A 17,674-nucleotide genomic window follows, 5' to 3' on the forward strand; every position below is an offset into this window, starting at 1 on the left:
CCCTCGGCTCGGGCGCGTTCCGCAGGAACCGGAGGGCCTCGGCGCCTGCTGTCCGGGAGGCCTCAGCGGCTGCCGTCGAGGATCACCCGCGCCACGAGCGCCGGGTCGTCGTTCATCGGGCAGTGCCCGCAACCGGGCAGCCGCACGAGGCGGGCCTTGGGAATGATCTGCTTGGCGCGGCCCCCTTGGCGGCGCAGCAGGAGCCGGTCCTTGCTGCCCCAGGCCACGGTGACCGGGATGCCGGGGACGTCCTCCACGAACTGGACGGAGCCGCCCGCACGGAGGGTGTCGGCGAAGCCCTCCGCGTTCACCAGCGCGAGCGTCTCGGCGACGACGGCCTCCGGTGAACGCCGGCCCGGGCGGGCGTAGATGGTGCTCGTCAGCGCGGTCCGTCCGGCAGCCGACCGCGACAGCCGCTCCACGACGGGCAACGGCATCCGCTGGGCGATCCCCCGCATCGCCAGCAGCACGGTGAAGGCGTACCGCCGCTCGGCCTCGGACCAGAAGCCCGCGGGAGACAGCGCGGTGACGGACCGTACGAGCTTCTCCCGGCCGAGTTCCAGGGCGAGCAGGCCACCGAGCGAGTTGCCCGCCACATGCGGCCGGTCCAGTTCCAGCGCCTCGCAGAACGCGCCGAACACGGCGGTCGTGGTGGCCAGGTCGTACGAGAGTCCGTCGGGCAGCCCCGGGGACGCGCCGAAGCCGGGCAGGTCCACGGCGATGACGTCGCGTTCGGTCGCCAGGATGTCCACGACCGGGTCCCAGGCCTGCCGGTGGTGGCCTATGCCGTGCAGCAGCAGCAGCGGTTCGCCGCTGCCCACGCGCGCGTAGTCGACCGTCACCGATCGCGGGCCGTGCGGGGAAGGGACCTTGAACGAGACGGTGCCGGCCATGGGATGTGCTCCTCGTCTGGGACTCGTGGGGGTGTCGAACTCGCTGGCGGACGCTGCGTAGACAGCTTGTCAGCAATTGCTACCGGCGGGTAGCCCTTCCGGGGTCGGACTGCCGAATCCGCCTGGACAGCGCGCGGCGGGTCGGCTGGGATGGAGCCGTGACCATCGACACCGTGACCGACGTCTTCGAAGAGCACCGCCCCGTACTGCTGGGAGTCGCCTACCGCATGCTCGGGCGGGTGGCCGACGCGGAGGACGTGGTCCAGGAGGCCTGGCTGCGCTGGTCCGGCGCCGACCGCGGGGACGTGCGCGAACCGCGCGGCTACCTCGTGCGGATCACGACCCGCCTGGCCATCGACCGGCTCCGCCAGATCAAGGCGCGCAACGAGGCCTACGTCGGGCCGTGGCTGCCGGAGCCCTACGTCACCGACTTCGGGGACGTCGTCCCGGACACCGCGGAGCGGGCCGTGCTCGCCGACTCCGTCTCGCTCGCCGTCCTCGTCGTCATGGAGTCCCTCTCGCCCCTGGAGCGCGCGGTGTTCGTGCTCAGGGAGGCCTTCGGATACCCGTACGCGGACATCGCCGCTCTCCTCGACCGCGAGGAACCGGCGGTGCGTCAGCTCGCCGGGCGGGCGCGCAGGCATGTCGAGGAGCGACGGCCCCGCTACGAGGTCGACCCCGCCCAGCGCCGTGACTTCACCGAGCGCTTCCTCGCCGCCGCCGCGGACGGCGACCTGGACGCGCTCATGTCGCTGCTGGCCCCCGACGTCCGTCTCGTCGGCGACAGTGGCGGCAAGTCGAAGGCGCCGGTGCGGATCATCGAGACCGCGGACAAGGTCGGCCGGTTCCTCATCGGCGCCGCGCGCAAGGGCGTTCCGGACATGTCCTACCGTGCCCTGGAGCTCAACGGCGGTCCGGCGGTCGTGGTCCTGTCCGGCGACGAGGTCGTCACGGTCTTCCAGGTGGACGTCGCGGACGGCCGGATCCAGTCGGTCTACCTGCTGAGCAACCCCGACAAGCTGCAATCGCTTTCCGCCTAGCGGCGCACGGTTCGAAGCCCCCGTCCTGCGCGACGGGGGCTTTGCCGTCATGTCACGAACCACCACCCCGTACGAACGCCTCGTGAACGCTCCGCGGCCCGGTCCCTGTGAGTGCCGCCAGGGATCGAGGATTGGTATTGACCAAGGGTGGGGGCCGCCCTATGGTCGCAGAGAAGTGCAACAACCTTTAATAAACAAGGGCGCTAAAACGCCGCCGGATTACGGCGATTGCGGAGGACAGGGTGGGGACCACGCAGCTGGAATCGGTGCCGGAACCGAAGTACTGGCATCTCAAGACCGTGCTCAGTGAGGCACTGGACTCCGAGTTCTCCGTGGGCGAGATCCTGCCCAACGAGCGAGACCTCGCCGCCCGGTTCGGCGTCGCCCGTGCCACGCTCCGCCAGGCCCTGGAACAGCTCGAACTGGAAGGCCGCCTCCAGCGCCGCCGAGGAGTCGGTACGACGGTCGCGCCGCCGCGCGTGGGGGTCGCGGTCGGCACCGAGCAGCAGGCCTGGCCGGGCACGGCCACCGATGCCTGGCAGCCGGCCGACAGCACCCTGGACGTCCCGCCGGCCGCCGTCGCCGCCGTGCTGGAATCCGGCCGTGACGACAGCGTGCACATCGTGCGCCGCTCCCGGATGACGCACGGTCAGCCCGTCGCCGCGGAGCTGCTCTACGTCCCGCAGTCGTCGGTGCCCGAGCTGTCCGCCATAGACACCCCGCCGGGGGCGGCACGCGCGCGTGCCGTACTGCGTGAGTTGCAGCGCCTGGAACTGGAGGGGCAGGACAGCGCCGTCGAACTCGGCTCGGCCCGCGCGGACGACGCCAAGCAGCTGGACCGCCTGCCGGGCGCCCCCGTCCTGGTCGTCACCACCCGCTTCTTCGCCGGTGGCCGCACCGCCGCGCTCTCCGTCGCCACCTACCGCGCCGACACCTGCCGGCTGACGTTCGGCGACTCCGGCGGCGTGGAGATCCACCAGGACCCGGAGCGCCGGGCGTCCTGACCGCCGCGCCATCACATGGCTCGGGCCCCGGTGCAGCTCCGGGGCCCGAGCCATGTCAGGGCCCTCAGCGCCGCGCCGTCACCGTGCCCTCCACCGCGAAGAGCTGCTCCTCCACATGGTCCAGGGCCAGCCGCAGCGCGCCCGTCGCCACCGCCGCCTCGCCGAGCAGGGACAGGGTGACCTTCGGCGGACGAAGGCAGTAACGCGCCAACTCCCTTCGCAGCGGCTCCAGTACACCGTCGAGGCCGGCCGCCCAGCCGCCGATCACGACCAGCTCGGGGTCCAGGGCCAGGGCGAGGGCCGCCACGTCGTGGACGAGCCGCTGGATGAAGCGTTCGACGGCCGCGCGGGCCCGCTGGTCGCCCTCGCGGGCCTGTGCGAAGACCTCGGCGACGGCCTGCTCGTCGAGCGGGTGCAGCGGCTCGTCCGTGGTGGACAGCAGCGCCTCCGGCGTCACCCCGCGGCCCAGCAGGTGCAGCGCCCCGATCTCTCCGGCCGCCCCGCCGAACCCCCGGTGCAGCCGCCCGCCGATCAGCGATCCGGCGCCGGGGCTCAGCCCGGCCAGCACGAACACCATGTCGTCGGACTCGGTGGCCGCGCCCTTCCAGTGCTCGGCGACCGCCGCCGCGTTGGCGTCGTTCTCCACCAGCACCGGGCACTTGAAGGACCGGCTCAGCCGCTCGCCGAGCCGCAGCCCCGTCCACTCGGGCAGCGCGGCGCACAACCGCACCGTGCCGTCCGCCTCCACGATCCCCGGCGAGGCCACACCCACCGCGCGCAGCGAGTCCCGGGACACCCCCGCCCGGCGCAGCAGCTCCGCGACCGCCGTACGCAGCCGCTCCAGCCGCTCGTCGGCGGAGGCCGTCTCGGTCACGTCCTTCGCGACGGCGCCGAGCACCCGGCCGTCCAGGTCGGACAGGAGCGCGGCGACCCGGTGCGGCCCGATGTCGAGGCCGAGCAGATGACCGGCCTCGGCCCGGAACCGGAACCTTCGCGCGGGCCGCCCCTGCCGCCGTACGACGCTCTCGTCCGCCGCCTTCTCGACGACGTACCCCGCCTCGATCAGCCCCTCGACCACGCCTTCGACCGTCGGCCGGGACAGGCCCGTCACCCGGGTGATCTCGGTGAGGGTCGCGCAGTCCGTGGCACGCAGCGCGTGCAGCACCACCGCGGAGTTGATCCGTCGCAACAGCGAGGGATCCCCGCCGGTCAGCCGCCCCACGGTCCGTCCTCCCAGCTCGTGCGCATGTTGGCCGGATCGTACTCGTCAGGGCGGAGCCCGGCGAGTGCCGGGATCACAGAGATCGCTTGCCTGCCCCGATCAGCCCGGTGCCACGAACCCCGACTCGTACGCCGCGATCACCGCCTGCGTGCGATCCCGCGCGCCCAGTTTCGCCAGTACGGCGCTGACGTGCGACTTCACCGTCTCGGTGCCGACGACCAGCCGGGCGGCGATCTCCGCGTTCGACAGCCCTCGCGCCATCAGCCGGAGCACCTCGGCCTCCCGCTCGGTCAGCTGAGCCCGCTCCATCGCCGCCCGGGCCGCACGATTGCCGCCGTCCTCGCCGTACTCGGCCGCGAGCTGCCGCACCGACGCCGGGAACAGCAGCGACTCGCCCTCGGCCACCAGCCGTACCGCGTGCACGATCTCGGCCGGCCGGGCCCGCTTCAGCAGGAACCCGTCGGCTCCGGCCCGCAGTGCCTCGTACACGTACTCGTCGTTCTCGAACGTCGTCACCACGAGGATCTTCGGCGGCTCGGCCACCGTCCGCAGCACCGCGCGCGTGGCCTCGATACCGTCCAGCAGCGGCATCCGCACGTCCATGGCCACCACGTCCGGCCGCAGCTGCCGGACCAGCGGAATCACGGCCGCCCCGTCCGCGGCCTCCCCGACCACCTCGATGTCGGGCTGCGCCTCCAGGACGGCCCGCAGACCCGCGCGTACGAGGGGTTCGTCGTCGACGAGGAGAACGGTGACCGGCATCCGGCCAGCGTAGATCAGCGCAGCGGCAGCTCTGCGTGCACCTGCCAGTCACCTCGGTCGGGGCCGGTGTGCGCCCGGCCGCCCAGCAGCGCCGCGCGCTCGCGTATGCCCCGCAGCCCGCTGCCCCGGCCGGGCCCTGCTATGTCGGCGGTGAGCGGGTTGCGGACCTCCAGGGCGAGCACACCGTCGTGCACCGCGACCCGGACCCGGACGGGCACGGCTCCGGCGTGCCGCAGCACATTGGTCAGCGCCTCCTGGAGGATGCGGTAGCCCTCACGGGAGACCGGCCCGGGGACGGTGTCGAGGGGGCCGGTCATGTCGACGTCGACCTTCGCGCCGGACGCCCGCGCGGACTCCAGGAGCCGGTCGGCGTCGGTGAGCGTGGGCCGGGAGCTGACCGGGCGGTCCGACTCGCGCAGGATGCCGAGGACGCGCTCCAGGTCCTCCAGGGCGGCCCGGCCGGTTTCCTCGATGGCGTCCAGGGCGCGGTCCGTGAACGCGGGATCGCCCGCCGCGCGCGCGGCGCCCGCCTGGACGACGGCGACGGTCAGGGCGTGACCGATGGAGTCGTGCAGTTCACGGGCGATACGGGTGCGCTCCAGGAGCTGTTCGGTGCGCTCCTCCATGGCGGCGAGCCGGTCGGCCGGGGAAGGCCCGAGGAGGCGGTGGGCGAGTGCGGTGACGAGGTGCCCGGAGCCGACCACCGTGGCGGCCAGGACGGCCAGCGCGGGCGGCACCAGCAGGGCGTGCCACCAGTGGTGGCCGTCGAGCAGGAACGGCACGCCGTCATCGGCGTCGGTGCCGAACGGGGACAGTGCCAAGTCCACGGACGCCAGAAGCAGCCGGACGGTGAAGATCGAGGTCGTACAGCCGAGCAGCAGCCGCGCCTCCAGCCAGAGCACCACCCGCCCCCGGTCACTCCAGGACGCGGACGGCGCGACCACGATGTCGTCGCTCGCGCTGTCGGGCCGGTGACCGGTCAGCAACAGCCTTGCCTGCAAACCCTCCACGGTGCGCATCGCGGGGACCAGGCCGACGGGCACGAGCACCGCGCCGGCCACCACCCAGGTCCACCACGCCTCCTCGATGAACAGCCACATGGCGGGCCACACGACCGCGATGTACAGATGCAGCAGCCGTGTGTATGTCACCGCCCGTCCGAACGGGCGCAGCAAGCCAGCCATTCGGTCATCGTGCCAGCCCCCACTGACAACAGGCCTCCCCCGCTCGGGGGAGACGATCTCCACCCGCGGGGGAGGCCCAGGACCGGCTCCGGCGGCGAGGCTGACGCCATGACCAGCATCGAAGTCCAGGCCCTCACCAAGGAGTACGGCACCCGGCGAGCCGTGGACGACCTCACCTTCACCGTCCTCCCCGGCCGTGTCACCGGCTTCCTGGGCCCCAACGGCGCCGGAAAGTCCACCACCATGCGGCTGGTACTGGGCCTCGACCGGCCCACCTCCGGCACCGCCACGGTCGGCGGCCGTGCCTACGCCACGCTCCAGGAGCCCCTGCGGCACGTGGGTGCCCTGCTCGACGCGCAGGCCGCCCACGGCTCACGCACCGGACGCGACCATCTGCGCACCCTGGCCGCGAGCAACCGCGTCGCGGACCGGCGCGTGGACGAGGTGCTGGAGGAGACCGGGCTCGCCGCGGTGGCCCGGCGCCGGGTGCGGACGTACTCCCTGGGCATGCGTCAGCGGCTCGGTATCGCGGCCGCCCTGCTCGGTGATCCCGAGGTGGTCATGCTCGACGAGCCCTCCAACGGCCTCGACCCCGAAGGCATCATCTGGATCCGCGCGTTGCTGCGCCGGCTCGCGGGGGAGGGGCGCACGGTCCTGGTCTCCAGCCACCTCATGAACGAGACCGCGTCCTTCGCCGACCACCTCGTGGTGCTGGGCCGCGGAAGGCTCCTCGCGGACACCCCGATGCGGGAGTTCATCCACGCACGCGTGCAGCCGAGCGTACGGATCCGCACCACGGACCCCGCCGCTCTCAGGACGGTCCTCGCCGAGCACGGGCACGACGCAGCCGAACACCACGACGGTCACTGGAGCGTGCGGCACGCGCGCGTGGACGACATAGGGCGCCTGGTCTCCGCGGCGGGCGTGCCCCTGCTCGAACTGGCCGCGGAGGAGGCCACCTTGGAACAGGCGTATCTGGACCTCACCGCCGCCGAGACCGAGTTCACCGCACAGCCGCAGGAGGCCTGAGATGCCGTTCGCACCCGTCCTGCACGCCGAGTGGCTGAAGATCCGCACCCTGCGTTCGCTGCTGGGGGCGCTGCTGGCGCTGTTCGCCGCGACCACGGCGTTCTCCGCGATCGCCGGGGCCTCCGAGACCTCCGACCCCGAGTTCGACCCGTTGTTCATGGCGATGTCCGGCGTGATGCCCGGTCAGATCGCGGCCATCTCCTTCGGCGCGATGGCCGTGTCCTCGGAGTTCCACGGCGGTGGACTGCGGCTCTCGCTCGCCGCGGTGCCGCGGCGCGGGCGGTGGTTCGCGGCGAAGCTCACCGCCATCGCCGTACCGACCCTGGTGGTGGGACTGGTCACCGCCTTCGCGGCTCTCGCCGTCGCCCGCGCGGGTCTCGGGGACGCGGCGCGCGGGCTCAGCGCGGGGGAGCAGGTGCGCGGCGTCGTGGGCTGCGGGATCTACCTCATGCTGATGGCGCTCTTCGCGGCGGGTCTCGCGGCGCTGCTGCGCAGCGGGATGGGCGCCCTGTCCCTGCTGATCCCGTTCATCCTGGTCGTGTCGTTCGTGATCGGGGACGTATCCGGTGGCCTCACCGACTACCTGCCCGACCGGGCTGGACAGCTCGTCCTGTACGAGACGCACGACGGACCGCTCGGACCGTGGTCCGGCCTCGCGGTGACGGCGCTGTGGACCGCCGCGGCCGTTGCCGCGGGTGCCTGGAGCGTGCGGCGCAGGGACGCCTGACGGCACGCCAGTTGTCAGTGGTACCCGGTTTACTGGATCACATGGACATCGCGAAGGACCTCGCCCTGATCGACCAGTTGTGCGCCCGGGACTTCCGCGCGGCGCACGCTCCCTACCACGCCGCGTGGTTAGGGCCGGGGGACTGGCCGGACGCGCGCGACTGCTACGCCTACGAAGCGGCGCTCGTCGAGCGGCTGACGCAGCGATGGGGGGCGTCGGACCGCTGGGGCACCGTGACGTTGGTGGAGCGCATCGCCCGGGGTGAGGTCATACCCGAGCCCTGGGCGATGCTCACCGCCCTGGCCATCGACGTGCGGACGTGGGTCGTGCCCGGCACCGGCCGTCGGCTCACCGTGGCGGTGGCCGACCGGGACGAGGTGAATCAGCCGCGGCTCTGGGCCGGCGTCACGGAGACCGCACCGCCGTGACCCGTCAGCTCTCCTCGGCCGCCAGCCGCAGCCGCGCGAACTCCTCCGCCATCGTCGCCGCCGTCCAGTGCGCGTTCAGCCCGCTCGGATTCGGCAGCACCCACACGCGCGTGTCCCCGATCAACCGCTCCTGCGGACCCACCTGCGCCTTCTTGTCGTCGAACGCCGCCCGATACGCGGTGATCCCGACCACTGCCAGCCATCGTGGCCGCAACCGCGCCACCTTCAGGGCCAGTTGTCGCCCGCCCTCGCGGTACTCCTCCGCGCTCAGCTCGTCCGCCCGCGCGGTCGCCCGCGCGACGACATTGGTGATGCCGAGCCCGTAGCCCAGCAACTCCTGCTGCTCCGCCGGCTTCAGCAGACGAGGCGTGAAGCCCGACAGATGCAGCACCGGCCAGAACCGGTTGCCCGGACGGGCGAAGTGATGGCCCGTCGCGGCGGTCATCAGACCGGGGTTGATCCCGCAGAACAGCACGCGGAGACCGTCCGCGACGACATCCGGTACCGGACGGTCGCGGGCGGCCTCCAACTCGGCGGCGGTGAAGCGCGTCAGAGGATGGCTCCGGGGGTGTAACCGGCGGCGTCCGGGTGCTGCTTCACGATCTCCTCGATCCGGCCGACGACCACACCGACCTGGTCGGCCGCGGCGCCCGTGAAGGACAGCTTGTCGGCCATCAGCGCGTCCAGCTGGGCCCGGTCGAGCGGGATGCGCTCGTCGGCGGCCAGCTTGTCGAGCAGCTCGTTGCGCTCGGCACCCTGCTCACGCATCGCGAGCGCGGAGGCCACGGCGTTCTCCTTGATGGCCTCGTGCGCGACCTCACGGCCCACGCCCGCGCGCACCGCGCCCATCAGCACCTTGGTGGTGGCGAGGAAGGGCAGGTAGCGGTCCAGCTCACGGGCCACGACCGCCGGGAAGGCACCGAACTCGTCGAGCACGGTCAGGAACGTCTCCAGCAGACCGTCCAGCGCGAAGAACGCGTCCGGCAGCGCGACCCGGCGCACCACCGAGCAGGACACGTCGCCCTCGTTCCACTGGTCGCCCGCCAGCTCGCCGGTCATCGACGCGTAGCCGCGCAGGATGACCATCAGGCCGTTGACGCGCTCGCAGGACCGGGTGTTCATCTTGTGCGGCATCGCCGAGGAGCCCACCTGGCCCGGCTTGAAGCCCTCGGTCACCAGCTCGTGCCCGGCCATCAGACGGATCGTCTTGGCGAGGGAGGACGGCGCCGCCGCCAGCTGTACCAGCGCGGTGACGACCTCGTAGTCCAGCGAGCGCGGGTAGACCTGGCCGACCGAGGTGAAGGCCTCGGAGAAGCCCAGGTGCCGGGCGATCCGGTTCTCCAGGTCGGCCAGCTTGGCCGCGTCGCCGCCGAGCAGGTCGAGCATGTCCTGCGCGGTGCCGACCGGGCCCTTGATGCCGCGCAGCGGGTAGCGGCCCAGCAGCTCCTCGACCCGGCCGTACGCCACGAGCAGCTCGTCGGCGGCGGTCGCGAACCGCTTGCCCAGCGTCGTGGCCTGCGCGGCCACGTTGTGGGAGCGGCCGGCCATGACCAGCTCGGCGTACTCGCCGGACAGCTTGCCGAGCCGCGCCAGCACGGCCACCGTACGGTCGCGCACCAGCTCCAGGGAGAGCCGGATCTGGAGCTGCTCGACGTTCTCGGTGAGGTCGCGCGAGGTCATGCCCTTGTGGACGTGCTCATGCCCGGCGAGGTCGTTGAACTCCTCGATCCGCGCCTTCACGTCGTGCCGGGTGACCTTCTCGCGCTCGGCGATGGAGGCCAGGTCCACGGTGTCGAGGACACGCTCGTAGTCGGCGATCGCCGCCTCCGGGACCTCGATGCCGAGGTCCTTCTGGGCCCGCAGCACGGCGAGCCAGAGCTGCCGCTCGAGCTTCACCTTCTGCTCGGGCGACCAGAGCGTGGCGAGCTCGGCGGAGGCGTAGCGTCCGGCGAGGACGTTCGGGATGCGGGGCTTGGCGGGAGCGGAAGTCACGTGTCCAGATTCTACTGGCGGTTTGTGCAGGCCAGCGCCATGGGTCCGTTCGTCGGAAACTACGAGACCCACGTCACGACCGGCCGTCCCGGCGACCTGCGACTACGCCCCGGGCCCGTCGTACGGCAGCAGATCGGGCCGCTTCGGCGGCAGCCCGTCCCCGGACGACCGGCCGGTGAGGCGCCGCCCGATCCAGGGCATCAGGTGCTGCCTGGCGAAGCGGGCGTCGGCGACCCGGCGGGCGGCCCACCCGGGCGGCAGCGTCGCCGGCAGCGGGGTACGCCACTCGGTGTCCTCGGGGTCGTAGCCGAGTGTCTGCCACACCGCCTCCGCCACCCGGCGATGCCCCTCGGGCGTCAGGTGCAGCCGGTCCACGTCCCACATCCGCGGGTCGCTCAGCGACGCTGCCCCGTACAGGTCGACGACCAGGGCGCCGTGCCGCTCGGCCAGCTCGTCGACGCAGCCGAACAGCTCCTCCATGCGCGGCCGGAACCGCTCCAGGACCGGACCCTGGCGGCCGGGGCTGCGCATCAGGACCAGCTGCTTGCAGGACGGGGCGAGCCGTTCCACGGCCTCCGTGAGCAGATCCCGCACCCGGACCATGTCGCACTTGGGGCGCAGAGTGTCGTTGAGCCCGCCGACCAGCGTGATCACGTCCGGCTGCATGGCCGCCGCCACGTCGACCTGCTCGTCGACGATCTGCTTGATCAGCTTGCCGCGCACCGCGAGGTTCGCGTAGCGGAAACCGGGAGTGTGGGCGGCCATCCGGCCGGCCAGGACATCGGCCCAGCCGCGGTAGGAGCCGTCCGGCAGCAGGTCCGACATGCCCTCGGTGAAGGAGTCGCCGACCGCGACCAGGCTGGTGTGTGTGGGGTTCTTCTGCATGGCGGAGGAAATGGTATCCCGTGCACATACCCGACGGTCGGTCGCCCTGTAGGCGGCTGAAGCACTCAGGCCCGCTGCCCGAACAGCCGCCGCAGCACGTCCTCCATCGTCACCAGCCCCGCCAGCCGCCCGTCGTCCCCGACCGCCGCCGCCAGATGCGTACGGCCGCGCCGCATGGCCGTCAGCACGTCGTCCAGCGGTGTGCCCTCCCGCACGCGCGCGATGGGCCGCATGTCGCGCACCGGGAACGGCACGTCCCGCGGCGAGGCGTCCAGGGCGTCCTTGACGTGGAGATAGCCGACGATCCTGCGGGTCTCGTCGACCACCGGGAACCGCGAGAACCCGGACTCGGCCGACAGTCGCTCCAGCTCCTCCGGGGTGACGCCCACGCGCGCGTAGACGACGCGTTCGAGCGGGAGCACGACCTCGCCCACCGGACGGCGGCCCAGTTCCAGCGCGTCGTGCAGCCGCTCCCGGGTGCGGTCGTCGATGAGTCCCGCCTCGTCGGAGTCCTTCACCAGGCGGGCCAGCTCCGCGTCCGAGAAGGTCGCCGTGACCTCGTCCTTGGTCTCCACCCGCAGGAGCCGCAGCAGGCCGTTCGCGAAGGCGTTGACGGTGAAGATCACCGGGCGCAGCCCGCGGGACAGGGCGACGAGGGGCGGGCCGAGCACGAGCGCGCTGCGCACCGGTTCCGCCAGTGCGATGTTCTTCGGCACCATCTCGCCGAGCAGCATGTGCAGATAGGTCGCCGCGGTCAGCGCGATCACGAAGGAGACCGCGTGTCCCGCACCTTTCGGCACGCCCAGCGCGTGGAACACCGGCTCCAGCAGGTGCGCGATCGCCGGCTCGGCGACGACACCGAGGACCAGGGTGCACAGGGTGATGCCGAGCTGGGCCGCGGCCATCAGCGCCGACACGTGCCGCAGGCCCCACAGCACGCTCCTGGCGCGCCGATCGCCGTCCTCGGCATACGGCTCGATCTGGCTGCGGCGCACGGAGATCAGCGCGAACTCGGCGCCCACGAAGAAGGCGTTGACCACGAGGGTCGCGAAGCCGATCAGCAGCTGGACGGCGGTCATGCCTCGGCCCCCTCGTCGGACACGTCGAGCGGTGCGTGCAGCAGGACCCGCGCGGCCCGGCGCCCCGAGGCGTCCACGACGTCCAGCCGCCAGCCGGTGACCTCGACGGTGTCGCCGACGAGGGGGATCCGGCCGAGCTCGGTCGCCACGAGCCCCGCCAGCGTCTCGTACGGTCCCTCGGGTGTCCGCAGCCCCACGCGCGCGAGCTGGTCGACGCGGGCCGAGCCGTCGGCCGAGTAGAGCGTGCGGCCCTCGTCGTCGCTCCCGGCCGGGGCCAGGTCGGGCGTCTCGTGCGGGTCGTGCTCGTCGCGGACCTCGCCCACGACCTCCTCGACGATGTCCTCCAGCGTCGCCACCCCGGCCGTGCCGCCGTACTCGTCGATGACCACGGCCATCGTGCGCTTCCCGGACAGCCGGTCAAGGAGCCGGTCCACGGTGAGCGACTCCGGTACGAGCAGCGGCTCGCGCATCAGTTCGGAGACGGGCACCCGGGGCCGGCGCTCGGCCGGGACCGTCAGGACGTCCTTGATGTGCGCGGTGCCCACGACCGAGTCGAGGCTGCCGCGGTAGACCGGGAAACGGGACAGGCCGGTCGCGCGCGTGGCGTTCGCGACGTCCTCGCAGGTCGCCTGCGCGTCAAGCGCGATGACCTGCACCCGCGGTGTCATGACGTTCTCCGCGGTGAGGTCCGCGAGATTCAGGGTCCGGACGAAGAGTTCCGCGGTGTCGGCCTCCAGCGCGCCCTCCTTGGCGGAGTACCGGGCCAGCGCCGCCAGCTCCTGCGGTCCGCGCGCGGCGGCCAGCTCCTCGGTGGGCTCCACGCCGAGACGGCGTACGACACGGTTCGCGGTGTTGTTGAGATGCGTGATGAAGGGCCGGAACGCGGCGCTGAACCAGCGCTGCGCGTTGCCCACCCGTCTGGCCACGGCCAGCGGCGAGGAGATCGCCCAGTTCTTCGGTACCAGCTCGCCGACGACCATCAGGAACACCGTCGACAGCGCCGTGCCCAGCACCAGGGCGAGCGAGGAGGCCGTCGAGGGGGAGACCCCGAGCGACTCCAGGGGGCCGGCGATGAGCTTGGCGATCGACGGCTCGGCGAGCATGCCGACGACCAGGTTGGTCACGGTGATGCCGAGCTGCGCCCCGGAGAGCTGGAAGGTCAGGTTCCGTACGGCCTTCAGGGCGCCCGACGCACCCCGCTCGCCGCGCTCCACGGCCCGTTCCAGGGCGCCGCGATCGACCGTGGTCAGCGAGAACTCCGCGGCCACGAAGGCACCGCAGGCCACGGAGAGCAGGATCGCCACGAGCAGCAGGAGCACTTCGGTCATCGGGTCACCTCCGTCCCATGATCGGACAGGGCGTCGCAGCCCACACCTTTCACCGGGAGGACGGGTGACCTACCCCTGGCAAAGGAAAAGCAGAACCGCCTAAACCGTGAGGTGCTTCACCCAGCGCCGCCACTTCTCCTCGGGCTCGTACCCGGCCGCCCGCCACGCCGCCTGCCCCGTCTCGTTGCGCACCAGCACCATCGCGTCCCCGCGACGCCCGCCGAGCTCCACGAACCGCTCCTCCGCGGCGGCCAGCAACGCCGAGCCGATGCCCTGGCGGCGGCGCTCCGGATGCACCGCCAGCCGGTACAGATGGCAGCGCCAGCCGTCGAAGCCCGCGATCACCGTGCCGACCAGCTCGCCGCTCCGCTCGGCCAGGATCAGCGCCTCGGGATCGCGGGCGACGAGCCGCTCGACGCCGTCCCGGTCGTCGCTGATGCTCGTGCCCTCGGCGGCCGTCCTCCAGAAGGCCAGCACACGGTCGAGGTCCTCGGGCTCGGCGGCCCTGATGTGCAGATCAGTCATACGCCGATCCCATCACGCACCCCACGACGAGACCCGGAATTCCAGCATCCGGACAGCGGCGGAGGTCACGTGCCGCCCAGCTCAGCGACGACCGGCGCGAACGCCTCCATGTGCGGCTCCAGCACGGTCAGATAGCTGAAGCCGTACGTCTCGCGCAGCGCGAGCACCTTCGCGGTGACCTCCGCCCGACTGCCGACCAGCAGGATGGGCAGCTCCAGCGCCTGCTCCACGGTGAGGCCCGCAACCCGGTCGACGAGGGGCCGTACGGCGGCCTCGGGATCGTCCGTGACGACCACCATCTGGATGAGCAGGTTCAGTTCCGCCGGTTCCGCGCGCCCGGCCGCCAGCTCCCGGTACCGGGCGAACCGCGCGTCGAACTCCGCGAGGGGCGTCGGCACCAGCTTGCCCTCCGTGCTCCCCGGGACCAGATACGCGCCCGTGAACGCGGCGATGTCCGCGCGCTCGGCGGTCAGCCGCAGCATCCGCTCACCGTTGCCGCCGAGCAGCAGCGGCACCCGCACGTCGAGGAGCCGCCCCAACTCCTCGACCGTGTGCCGGAGATGGTCCACGCGCGCGCGTGGCGACCCGAAGGGCAGTCCCGCCCGGTCGTGCTCCGCCCGTACGTACCCGGTGCCCAGACCGAGTTCGAGGCGTCCCTCCGTCAGCGCGTCCGTCGTCGCCACCTCGCGGGCGAGCAACGCCGGGTTCCAGAAACCCGCGTTGAGCACGAACGTGCCCAGCCGTGGCCGCTCCGTCGCCGCGCCCGCCGCCACCAGCGCCGGGAACGGCGCGGGCATGCCCAGATGATCCGGGACGAGGAGCACGTCGTACCCGATCTCCTCGGCCCGGCGGCACTTCGCCCGCCACGTCCCGGCGGGCGCGGGGTCGATCAGGCTGACCCCGAAGCGGAACGGGCGCGGCATGAACTCTCCTCGAACGCGTACGACTTGAGGGAACGTCTACCACCTGTTCGGCGCCTGTGACTTGAGGTCACACCGATTGCCTCACTCGTGCGCGATGGCCGCCAGCACATTCATGCGCGATGCGCGCAACGCGGGCAGCAGCGCCGCCACGATGCCGACGACCGCCGAGCCGATCACCACCGCGACGATCGTCGTCCACGGGATCGCGAGCGCGTTCATGCCCTGCAACTCCAGCACCTGCTGGACGCACACCCCCCACACCAGCCCGAGTGCCAGCCCCAGGACCGCGCCGAAGACGGCGATCACCACCGACTCCAGGCGGATCATCCGGCGCAGCTGGCGGCGGGCGAGCCCGATCGCGCGCAGCAGGCCGATCTCCCGGGTGCGCTCCACCACCGACAGGGCAAGGGTGTTGACGACACCGAGCACGGCGATGACGATCGCGAGGCCGAGCAGCGCGTACACCAGGTAGAGCAGGACGGCGATCTGGTCGTGGACCAGCTTCTTGTAGTCGGCCAGGTCACGGACCTGGACCTGCGGATAGGGGTCGAGGGACTTGTCCAGCCGGGCCCGCAGCAGGTCGGCGTCCGTGCCGGAGGCGGCGTTGACGTAGAGCGCGGAGTCCTGGCCTCCCGGCACGTACTTCTCCGCCGTGGCGATGCCGAAGAACAGCCCGCCCTGCATGCCGAAACCGTCGGAGCCGTCCTGGTCGGTGAGGGCGGCGACCTTCATCCGCGTGCGCTGCCCGCCCGGGAACTCCACGGGGATCGTGTCGCCGATCCGTACGTCGTGGTCCTTGGCGAAGTCCACGTCCATGCCCAGACTGCCGGGCGCCAGCGCCGCCGCCGAGTCCCCTTCCGCGTACGTGACATGGGCGACGTCGTCCACCTTGTCGTCGTAGCCCGCGGCGGTCGTCTCGACGCGCTTGCCGTCCGGCAGCCGCACCGCGAGCGGCGCGAACCGCTGCCGTACGACGAGTCCGACGCCCTCGGTGTCGCGCACGGCGTCCGTGACGGTCTGCGAGAACGGCACGAAGTTGCTGTTCTGGACGACGAAGTCGGCGCCCAACGTCGTGTCGATCTGCTGGTCGAAGGACTTCGACATCGACGCGCTCGCCACCGACATGCCGCCGACCAGCGCGAGACCCACCATCAGGGCCGCCGCGGTGGCGCCCGTACGGCGCGGATTGCGCAGGGCGTTGCGCTGGCTCATCCGGCCGATCGAGCCGAAGAGGGCCGGGAAGGCGGCGCCCAGGACCCGGATCACCGGGCGGACCAGCAGCGGACCCGCGATCACCGTCGCGATGAGCGTGAGGACGACACCGAGGCCCAGCAGGGAGGCCGACGAGGACGTCTTGGTCGCCGTCGCGCAGCCCACCAGTGCCGCCGCGCCGAGCGCTCCGACGATCGAGCCCACGACCGCCCGCGTCCTGAGCGGCTTGCCGATGCCCGCGATCTCGGCGTCCGCGAGCGCGGCCATGGGCGAGACGCCCGCCGCCCGCCGCGCCGGCAGATACGCCGCCACGAAGGTGACGCCGACCCCGACGACGTACGCCGCCACGGGAGTTCCCCAACCGACCACCATCTCGGTGGCCTTGAGGTTCATCCCGAAGACACCCATCAGTTTGATGAGGCCCGCCGCGAGGCCGATGCCCGCCGCCAGGCCCAGCGTCGAGCCGACCAGGCCGAGCAGGATCGCCTCGGTCAGCACCGACCGGCGCACCTGCCTGCGGTCCGCGCCGAGCGCCCGCAGCAGGCCCAACTCCCGGGTGCGCTGGGCGATCAGCATGGAGAACGTGTTGACGATCAGGAACACGCCGACCAGCACCGCGATCCCGGCGAAGCCGAGCATCACGTACTTGATGACGTCCAGGAACCCGCCGAGGTCCTCCGAGGCGGACTTGGCCTGCTCGTCGGCGGTCTTCACGTCATAGGCGCCCGTGTCCAGCACCGCGGCGATCCGCGTCTTGAGCCGGGCGTCGTTCACCCCGGGGGCCGCGTCCACCGAGACGCTCGTCGCCTTGTCGGGCGAGCCGAGCAGCTGGTCCGGGGCGGTGGCCGGGTCGAGGAAGAGGAGGGCCGCGCCCGGGTTGGTGGTGGTGAAGGTGGCGATGCCGACGACCCGGACCTTGAACGTGCCCGGCTGGGCCAGCACGGTCAGGGTGTCACCGATCTTCACGTGCTTCTTGTCGGCGGTGTCCGCGTCGAGAAGGGCCTCGGCGGCGCCGCGCGGGGCATGGCCGGAGGTGAGCTTCAAGGGGCTGCGGTCGGTGACGTACCAGTCGGAGGCGATGGTGGGGGCGCCGGTGGTCGGGCCGACCGACTCGTTGTCACTGTCGACGACCGTGATGTTCTCGACGCTCACGTCCGGATGGGTCGAGGCGACGCCGTCGACCTTCGCGACCTGGGCCGCAAGGGAGGCGGGCAGGGTGCGGGCCTCGCCGGTCGGCACCTGGGAGTCGAGGTCGTCCTTCGGCTCCACCGTCACATCGGCGGACGTCGAGGCGAAGAGGCGGTCGAAGGTGCGGGTCACCGTGTCGGAGAAGATCAGGCTGCCCGCGACGAACGCCACGGACAGGACGATGGCCAGCGCGGACAGCAACAGCCGTCCCTTGTGCGCGAGGAAGCTGCGGAGCGTCGCCTTCAGCACCGGT

Annotated in this window: 17 protein-coding genes; 5 read left to right on the forward strand and 12 right to left on the reverse strand. The window is 72.1% G+C overall.

Annotation, left to right across the window (positions count from 1 at the left end; genetic code table 11):
- Nucleotides 1-62 precede the first annotated feature (62 nt).
- On the reverse strand, nucleotides 63-893 hold the full coding sequence (locus ACIHIX_RS27010; protein WP_399960445.1) for an alpha/beta fold hydrolase: 831 nt from the start codon (nucleotides 891-893) through the stop codon (nucleotides 63-65).
- 158 nt (nucleotides 894-1,051) lie between these two features.
- Between ACIHIX_RS27010 and ACIHIX_RS27015 the strand changes: the two genes are divergently transcribed.
- Together ACIHIX_RS27015 and ACIHIX_RS27020 are read left to right on the forward strand one after the other, a co-directional pair.
- On the forward strand, nucleotides 1,052-1,933 hold the full coding sequence (locus tag ACIHIX_RS27015; RefSeq protein ID WP_399960447.1) for an RNA polymerase sigma-70 factor: 882 nt from the start codon (nucleotides 1,052-1,054) through the stop codon (nucleotides 1,931-1,933).
- A 242-nt stretch (nucleotides 1,934-2,175) separates the two neighbouring features.
- Nucleotides 2,176-2,937 (forward strand): GntR family transcriptional regulator, encoded by a 762-nt coding sequence (locus ACIHIX_RS27020; protein WP_399960449.1) that lies wholly within the window; start codon nucleotides 2,176-2,178, stop codon nucleotides 2,935-2,937.
- A 64-nt stretch (nucleotides 2,938-3,001) separates the two neighbouring features.
- Here ACIHIX_RS27020 and ACIHIX_RS27025 read toward each other — a convergent pair whose 3' ends face one another.
- From ACIHIX_RS27025 to ACIHIX_RS27035, 3 genes are all read right to left on the reverse strand, one after another.
- Nucleotides 3,002-4,159, reverse strand: coding sequence for an ROK family transcriptional regulator (locus tag ACIHIX_RS27025; RefSeq protein ID WP_399960451.1), 1,158 nt, complete (start codon nucleotides 4,157-4,159; stop codon nucleotides 3,002-3,004).
- A gap of 99 nt (nucleotides 4,160-4,258) precedes the next feature.
- Nucleotides 4,259-4,921, reverse strand: coding sequence for a response regulator transcription factor (locus tag ACIHIX_RS27030; RefSeq protein WP_329341714.1), 663 nt, complete (start codon nucleotides 4,919-4,921; stop codon nucleotides 4,259-4,261).
- 14 nt (nucleotides 4,922-4,935) lie between these two features.
- Nucleotides 4,936-6,105 carry a histidine kinase gene (locus tag ACIHIX_RS27035; protein WP_399960453.1) on the reverse strand — a complete coding sequence of 390 codons (1,170 nt, stop codon included), beginning with the start codon at nucleotides 6,103-6,105 and terminating at the stop codon, nucleotides 4,936-4,938.
- 108 nt (nucleotides 6,106-6,213) lie between these two features.
- Between ACIHIX_RS27035 and ACIHIX_RS27040 the strand changes: the two genes are divergently transcribed.
- From ACIHIX_RS27040 to ACIHIX_RS27050, 3 genes are read left to right on the forward strand one after another with little or no spacing between them, the layout of a single operon-like run.
- Nucleotides 6,214-7,134, forward strand: coding sequence for an ABC transporter ATP-binding protein (locus ACIHIX_RS27040; RefSeq protein WP_399960455.1), 921 nt, complete (start codon nucleotides 6,214-6,216; stop codon nucleotides 7,132-7,134).
- A gap of 1 nt (nucleotide 7,135) precedes the next feature.
- Nucleotides 7,136-7,861, forward strand: coding sequence for an ABC transporter permease (locus ACIHIX_RS27045; protein WP_399960457.1), 726 nt, complete (start codon nucleotides 7,136-7,138; stop codon nucleotides 7,859-7,861).
- 41 nt (nucleotides 7,862-7,902) lie between these two features.
- A complete protein-coding gene (locus ACIHIX_RS27050; RefSeq protein ID WP_399960459.1) occupies nucleotides 7,903-8,289 on the forward strand; it encodes a hypothetical protein in 387 nt (128 codons plus the stop codon).
- A 4-nt stretch (nucleotides 8,290-8,293) separates the two neighbouring features.
- Here ACIHIX_RS27050 and mug read toward each other — a convergent pair whose 3' ends face one another.
- From mug to ACIHIX_RS27090, 8 genes are all read right to left on the reverse strand, one after another.
- Entirely contained in the window at nucleotides 8,294-8,842 is a 549-nt protein-coding gene (mug, locus tag ACIHIX_RS27055; RefSeq protein WP_399960842.1) for a G/U mismatch-specific DNA glycosylase, read from the reverse strand.
- Complete coding sequence (purB, locus tag ACIHIX_RS27060; protein WP_399960461.1) at nucleotides 8,839-10,281, reverse strand: adenylosuccinate lyase; 1,443 nt, start codon at nucleotides 10,279-10,281, stop codon at nucleotides 8,839-8,841. The genes mug and purB overlap by 4 nt, the downstream gene beginning before the upstream one ends.
- 102 nt (nucleotides 10,282-10,383) lie before the next feature.
- Nucleotides 10,384-11,166 (reverse strand): SGNH/GDSL hydrolase family protein, encoded by a 783-nt coding sequence (locus ACIHIX_RS27065; RefSeq protein WP_399960463.1) that lies wholly within the window; start codon nucleotides 11,164-11,166, stop codon nucleotides 10,384-10,386.
- Nucleotides 11,167-11,231: 65 nt separating this feature from the next.
- Nucleotides 11,232-12,245, reverse strand: a complete 1,014-nt coding sequence (locus ACIHIX_RS27070; RefSeq protein WP_399960465.1) for a hemolysin family protein — start codon at nucleotides 12,243-12,245, stop codon at nucleotides 11,232-11,234.
- Nucleotides 12,242-13,573 carry a hemolysin family protein gene (locus ACIHIX_RS27075; RefSeq protein ID WP_399960467.1) on the reverse strand — a complete coding sequence of 444 codons (1,332 nt, stop codon included), beginning with the start codon at nucleotides 13,571-13,573 and terminating at the stop codon, nucleotides 12,242-12,244. Before ACIHIX_RS27075 ends, ACIHIX_RS27070 begins: the two co-directional genes overlap by 4 nt.
- A 99-nt stretch (nucleotides 13,574-13,672) precedes the next feature.
- Nucleotides 13,673-14,098: a GNAT family N-acetyltransferase gene (locus tag ACIHIX_RS27080; RefSeq protein ID WP_399960469.1), complete on the reverse strand. Its 426-nt coding sequence runs from the start codon at nucleotides 14,096-14,098 to the stop codon at nucleotides 13,673-13,675.
- A 65-nt stretch (nucleotides 14,099-14,163) separates the two neighbouring features.
- The gene (locus ACIHIX_RS27085) at nucleotides 14,164-15,021 is read right to left on the reverse strand and encodes a TIGR03621 family F420-dependent LLM class oxidoreductase (protein ID WP_399960471.1); all 858 of its coding nucleotides are present in this window, start codon (nucleotides 15,019-15,021) and stop codon (nucleotides 14,164-14,166) included.
- 81 nt (nucleotides 15,022-15,102) lie between these two features.
- Nucleotides 15,103-17,670, reverse strand: a complete 2,568-nt coding sequence (locus tag ACIHIX_RS27090) for an ABC transporter permease (protein WP_399960473.1) — start codon at nucleotides 17,668-17,670, stop codon at nucleotides 15,103-15,105.
- Between the last annotated feature and the right edge of the window lie 4 nt (nucleotides 17,671-17,674).

The organism is Streptomyces sp. NPDC051913 (genome assembly GCF_044593635.1).
Lineage (GTDB): Bacteria > Actinomycetota > Actinomycetes > Streptomycetales > Streptomycetaceae > Streptomyces.

Bases quoted from the DNA above. Each gene is read 5' to 3' on its own strand.
- ACIHIX_RS27050 (WP_399960459.1), top strand. From the start codon at position 7,903: ATGGACATCGCGAAGGACCTCGCCCTGATCGACCAGTTGTGCGCCCGG.
- ACIHIX_RS27065 (WP_399960463.1), bottom strand. From the start codon at position 11,166: ATGCAGAAGAACCCCACACACACCAGCCTGGTCGCGGTCGGCGACTCC.
- ACIHIX_RS27035 (WP_399960453.1), bottom strand. From the start codon at position 6,105: ATGGCTGGCTTGCTGCGCCCGTTCGGACGGGCGGTGACATACACACGG.
- ACIHIX_RS27045 (WP_399960457.1), top strand. From the start codon at position 7,136: ATGCCGTTCGCACCCGTCCTGCACGCCGAGTGGCTGAAGATCCGCACC.
- ACIHIX_RS27040 (WP_399960455.1), top strand. From the start codon at position 6,214: ATGACCAGCATCGAAGTCCAGGCCCTCACCAAGGAGTACGGCACCCGG.
- ACIHIX_RS27030 (WP_329341714.1), bottom strand. From the start codon at position 4,921: ATGCCGGTCACCGTTCTCCTCGTCGACGACGAACCCCTCGTACGCGCG.
- ACIHIX_RS27080 (WP_399960469.1), bottom strand. From the start codon at position 14,098: ATGACTGATCTGCACATCAGGGCCGCCGAGCCCGAGGACCTCGACCGT.
- ACIHIX_RS27070 (WP_399960465.1), bottom strand. From the start codon at position 12,245: ATGACCGCCGTCCAGCTGCTGATCGGCTTCGCGACCCTCGTGGTCAAC.
- ACIHIX_RS27010 (WP_399960445.1), bottom strand. From the start codon at position 893: ATGGCCGGCACCGTCTCGTTCAAGGTCCCTTCCCCGCACGGCCCGCGA.
- ACIHIX_RS27085 (WP_399960471.1), bottom strand. From the start codon at position 15,021: ATGCCGCGCCCGTTCCGCTTCGGGGTCAGCCTGATCGACCCCGCGCCC.
- ACIHIX_RS27075 (WP_399960467.1), bottom strand. From the start codon at position 13,573: ATGACCGAAGTGCTCCTGCTGCTCGTGGCGATCCTGCTCTCCGTGGCC.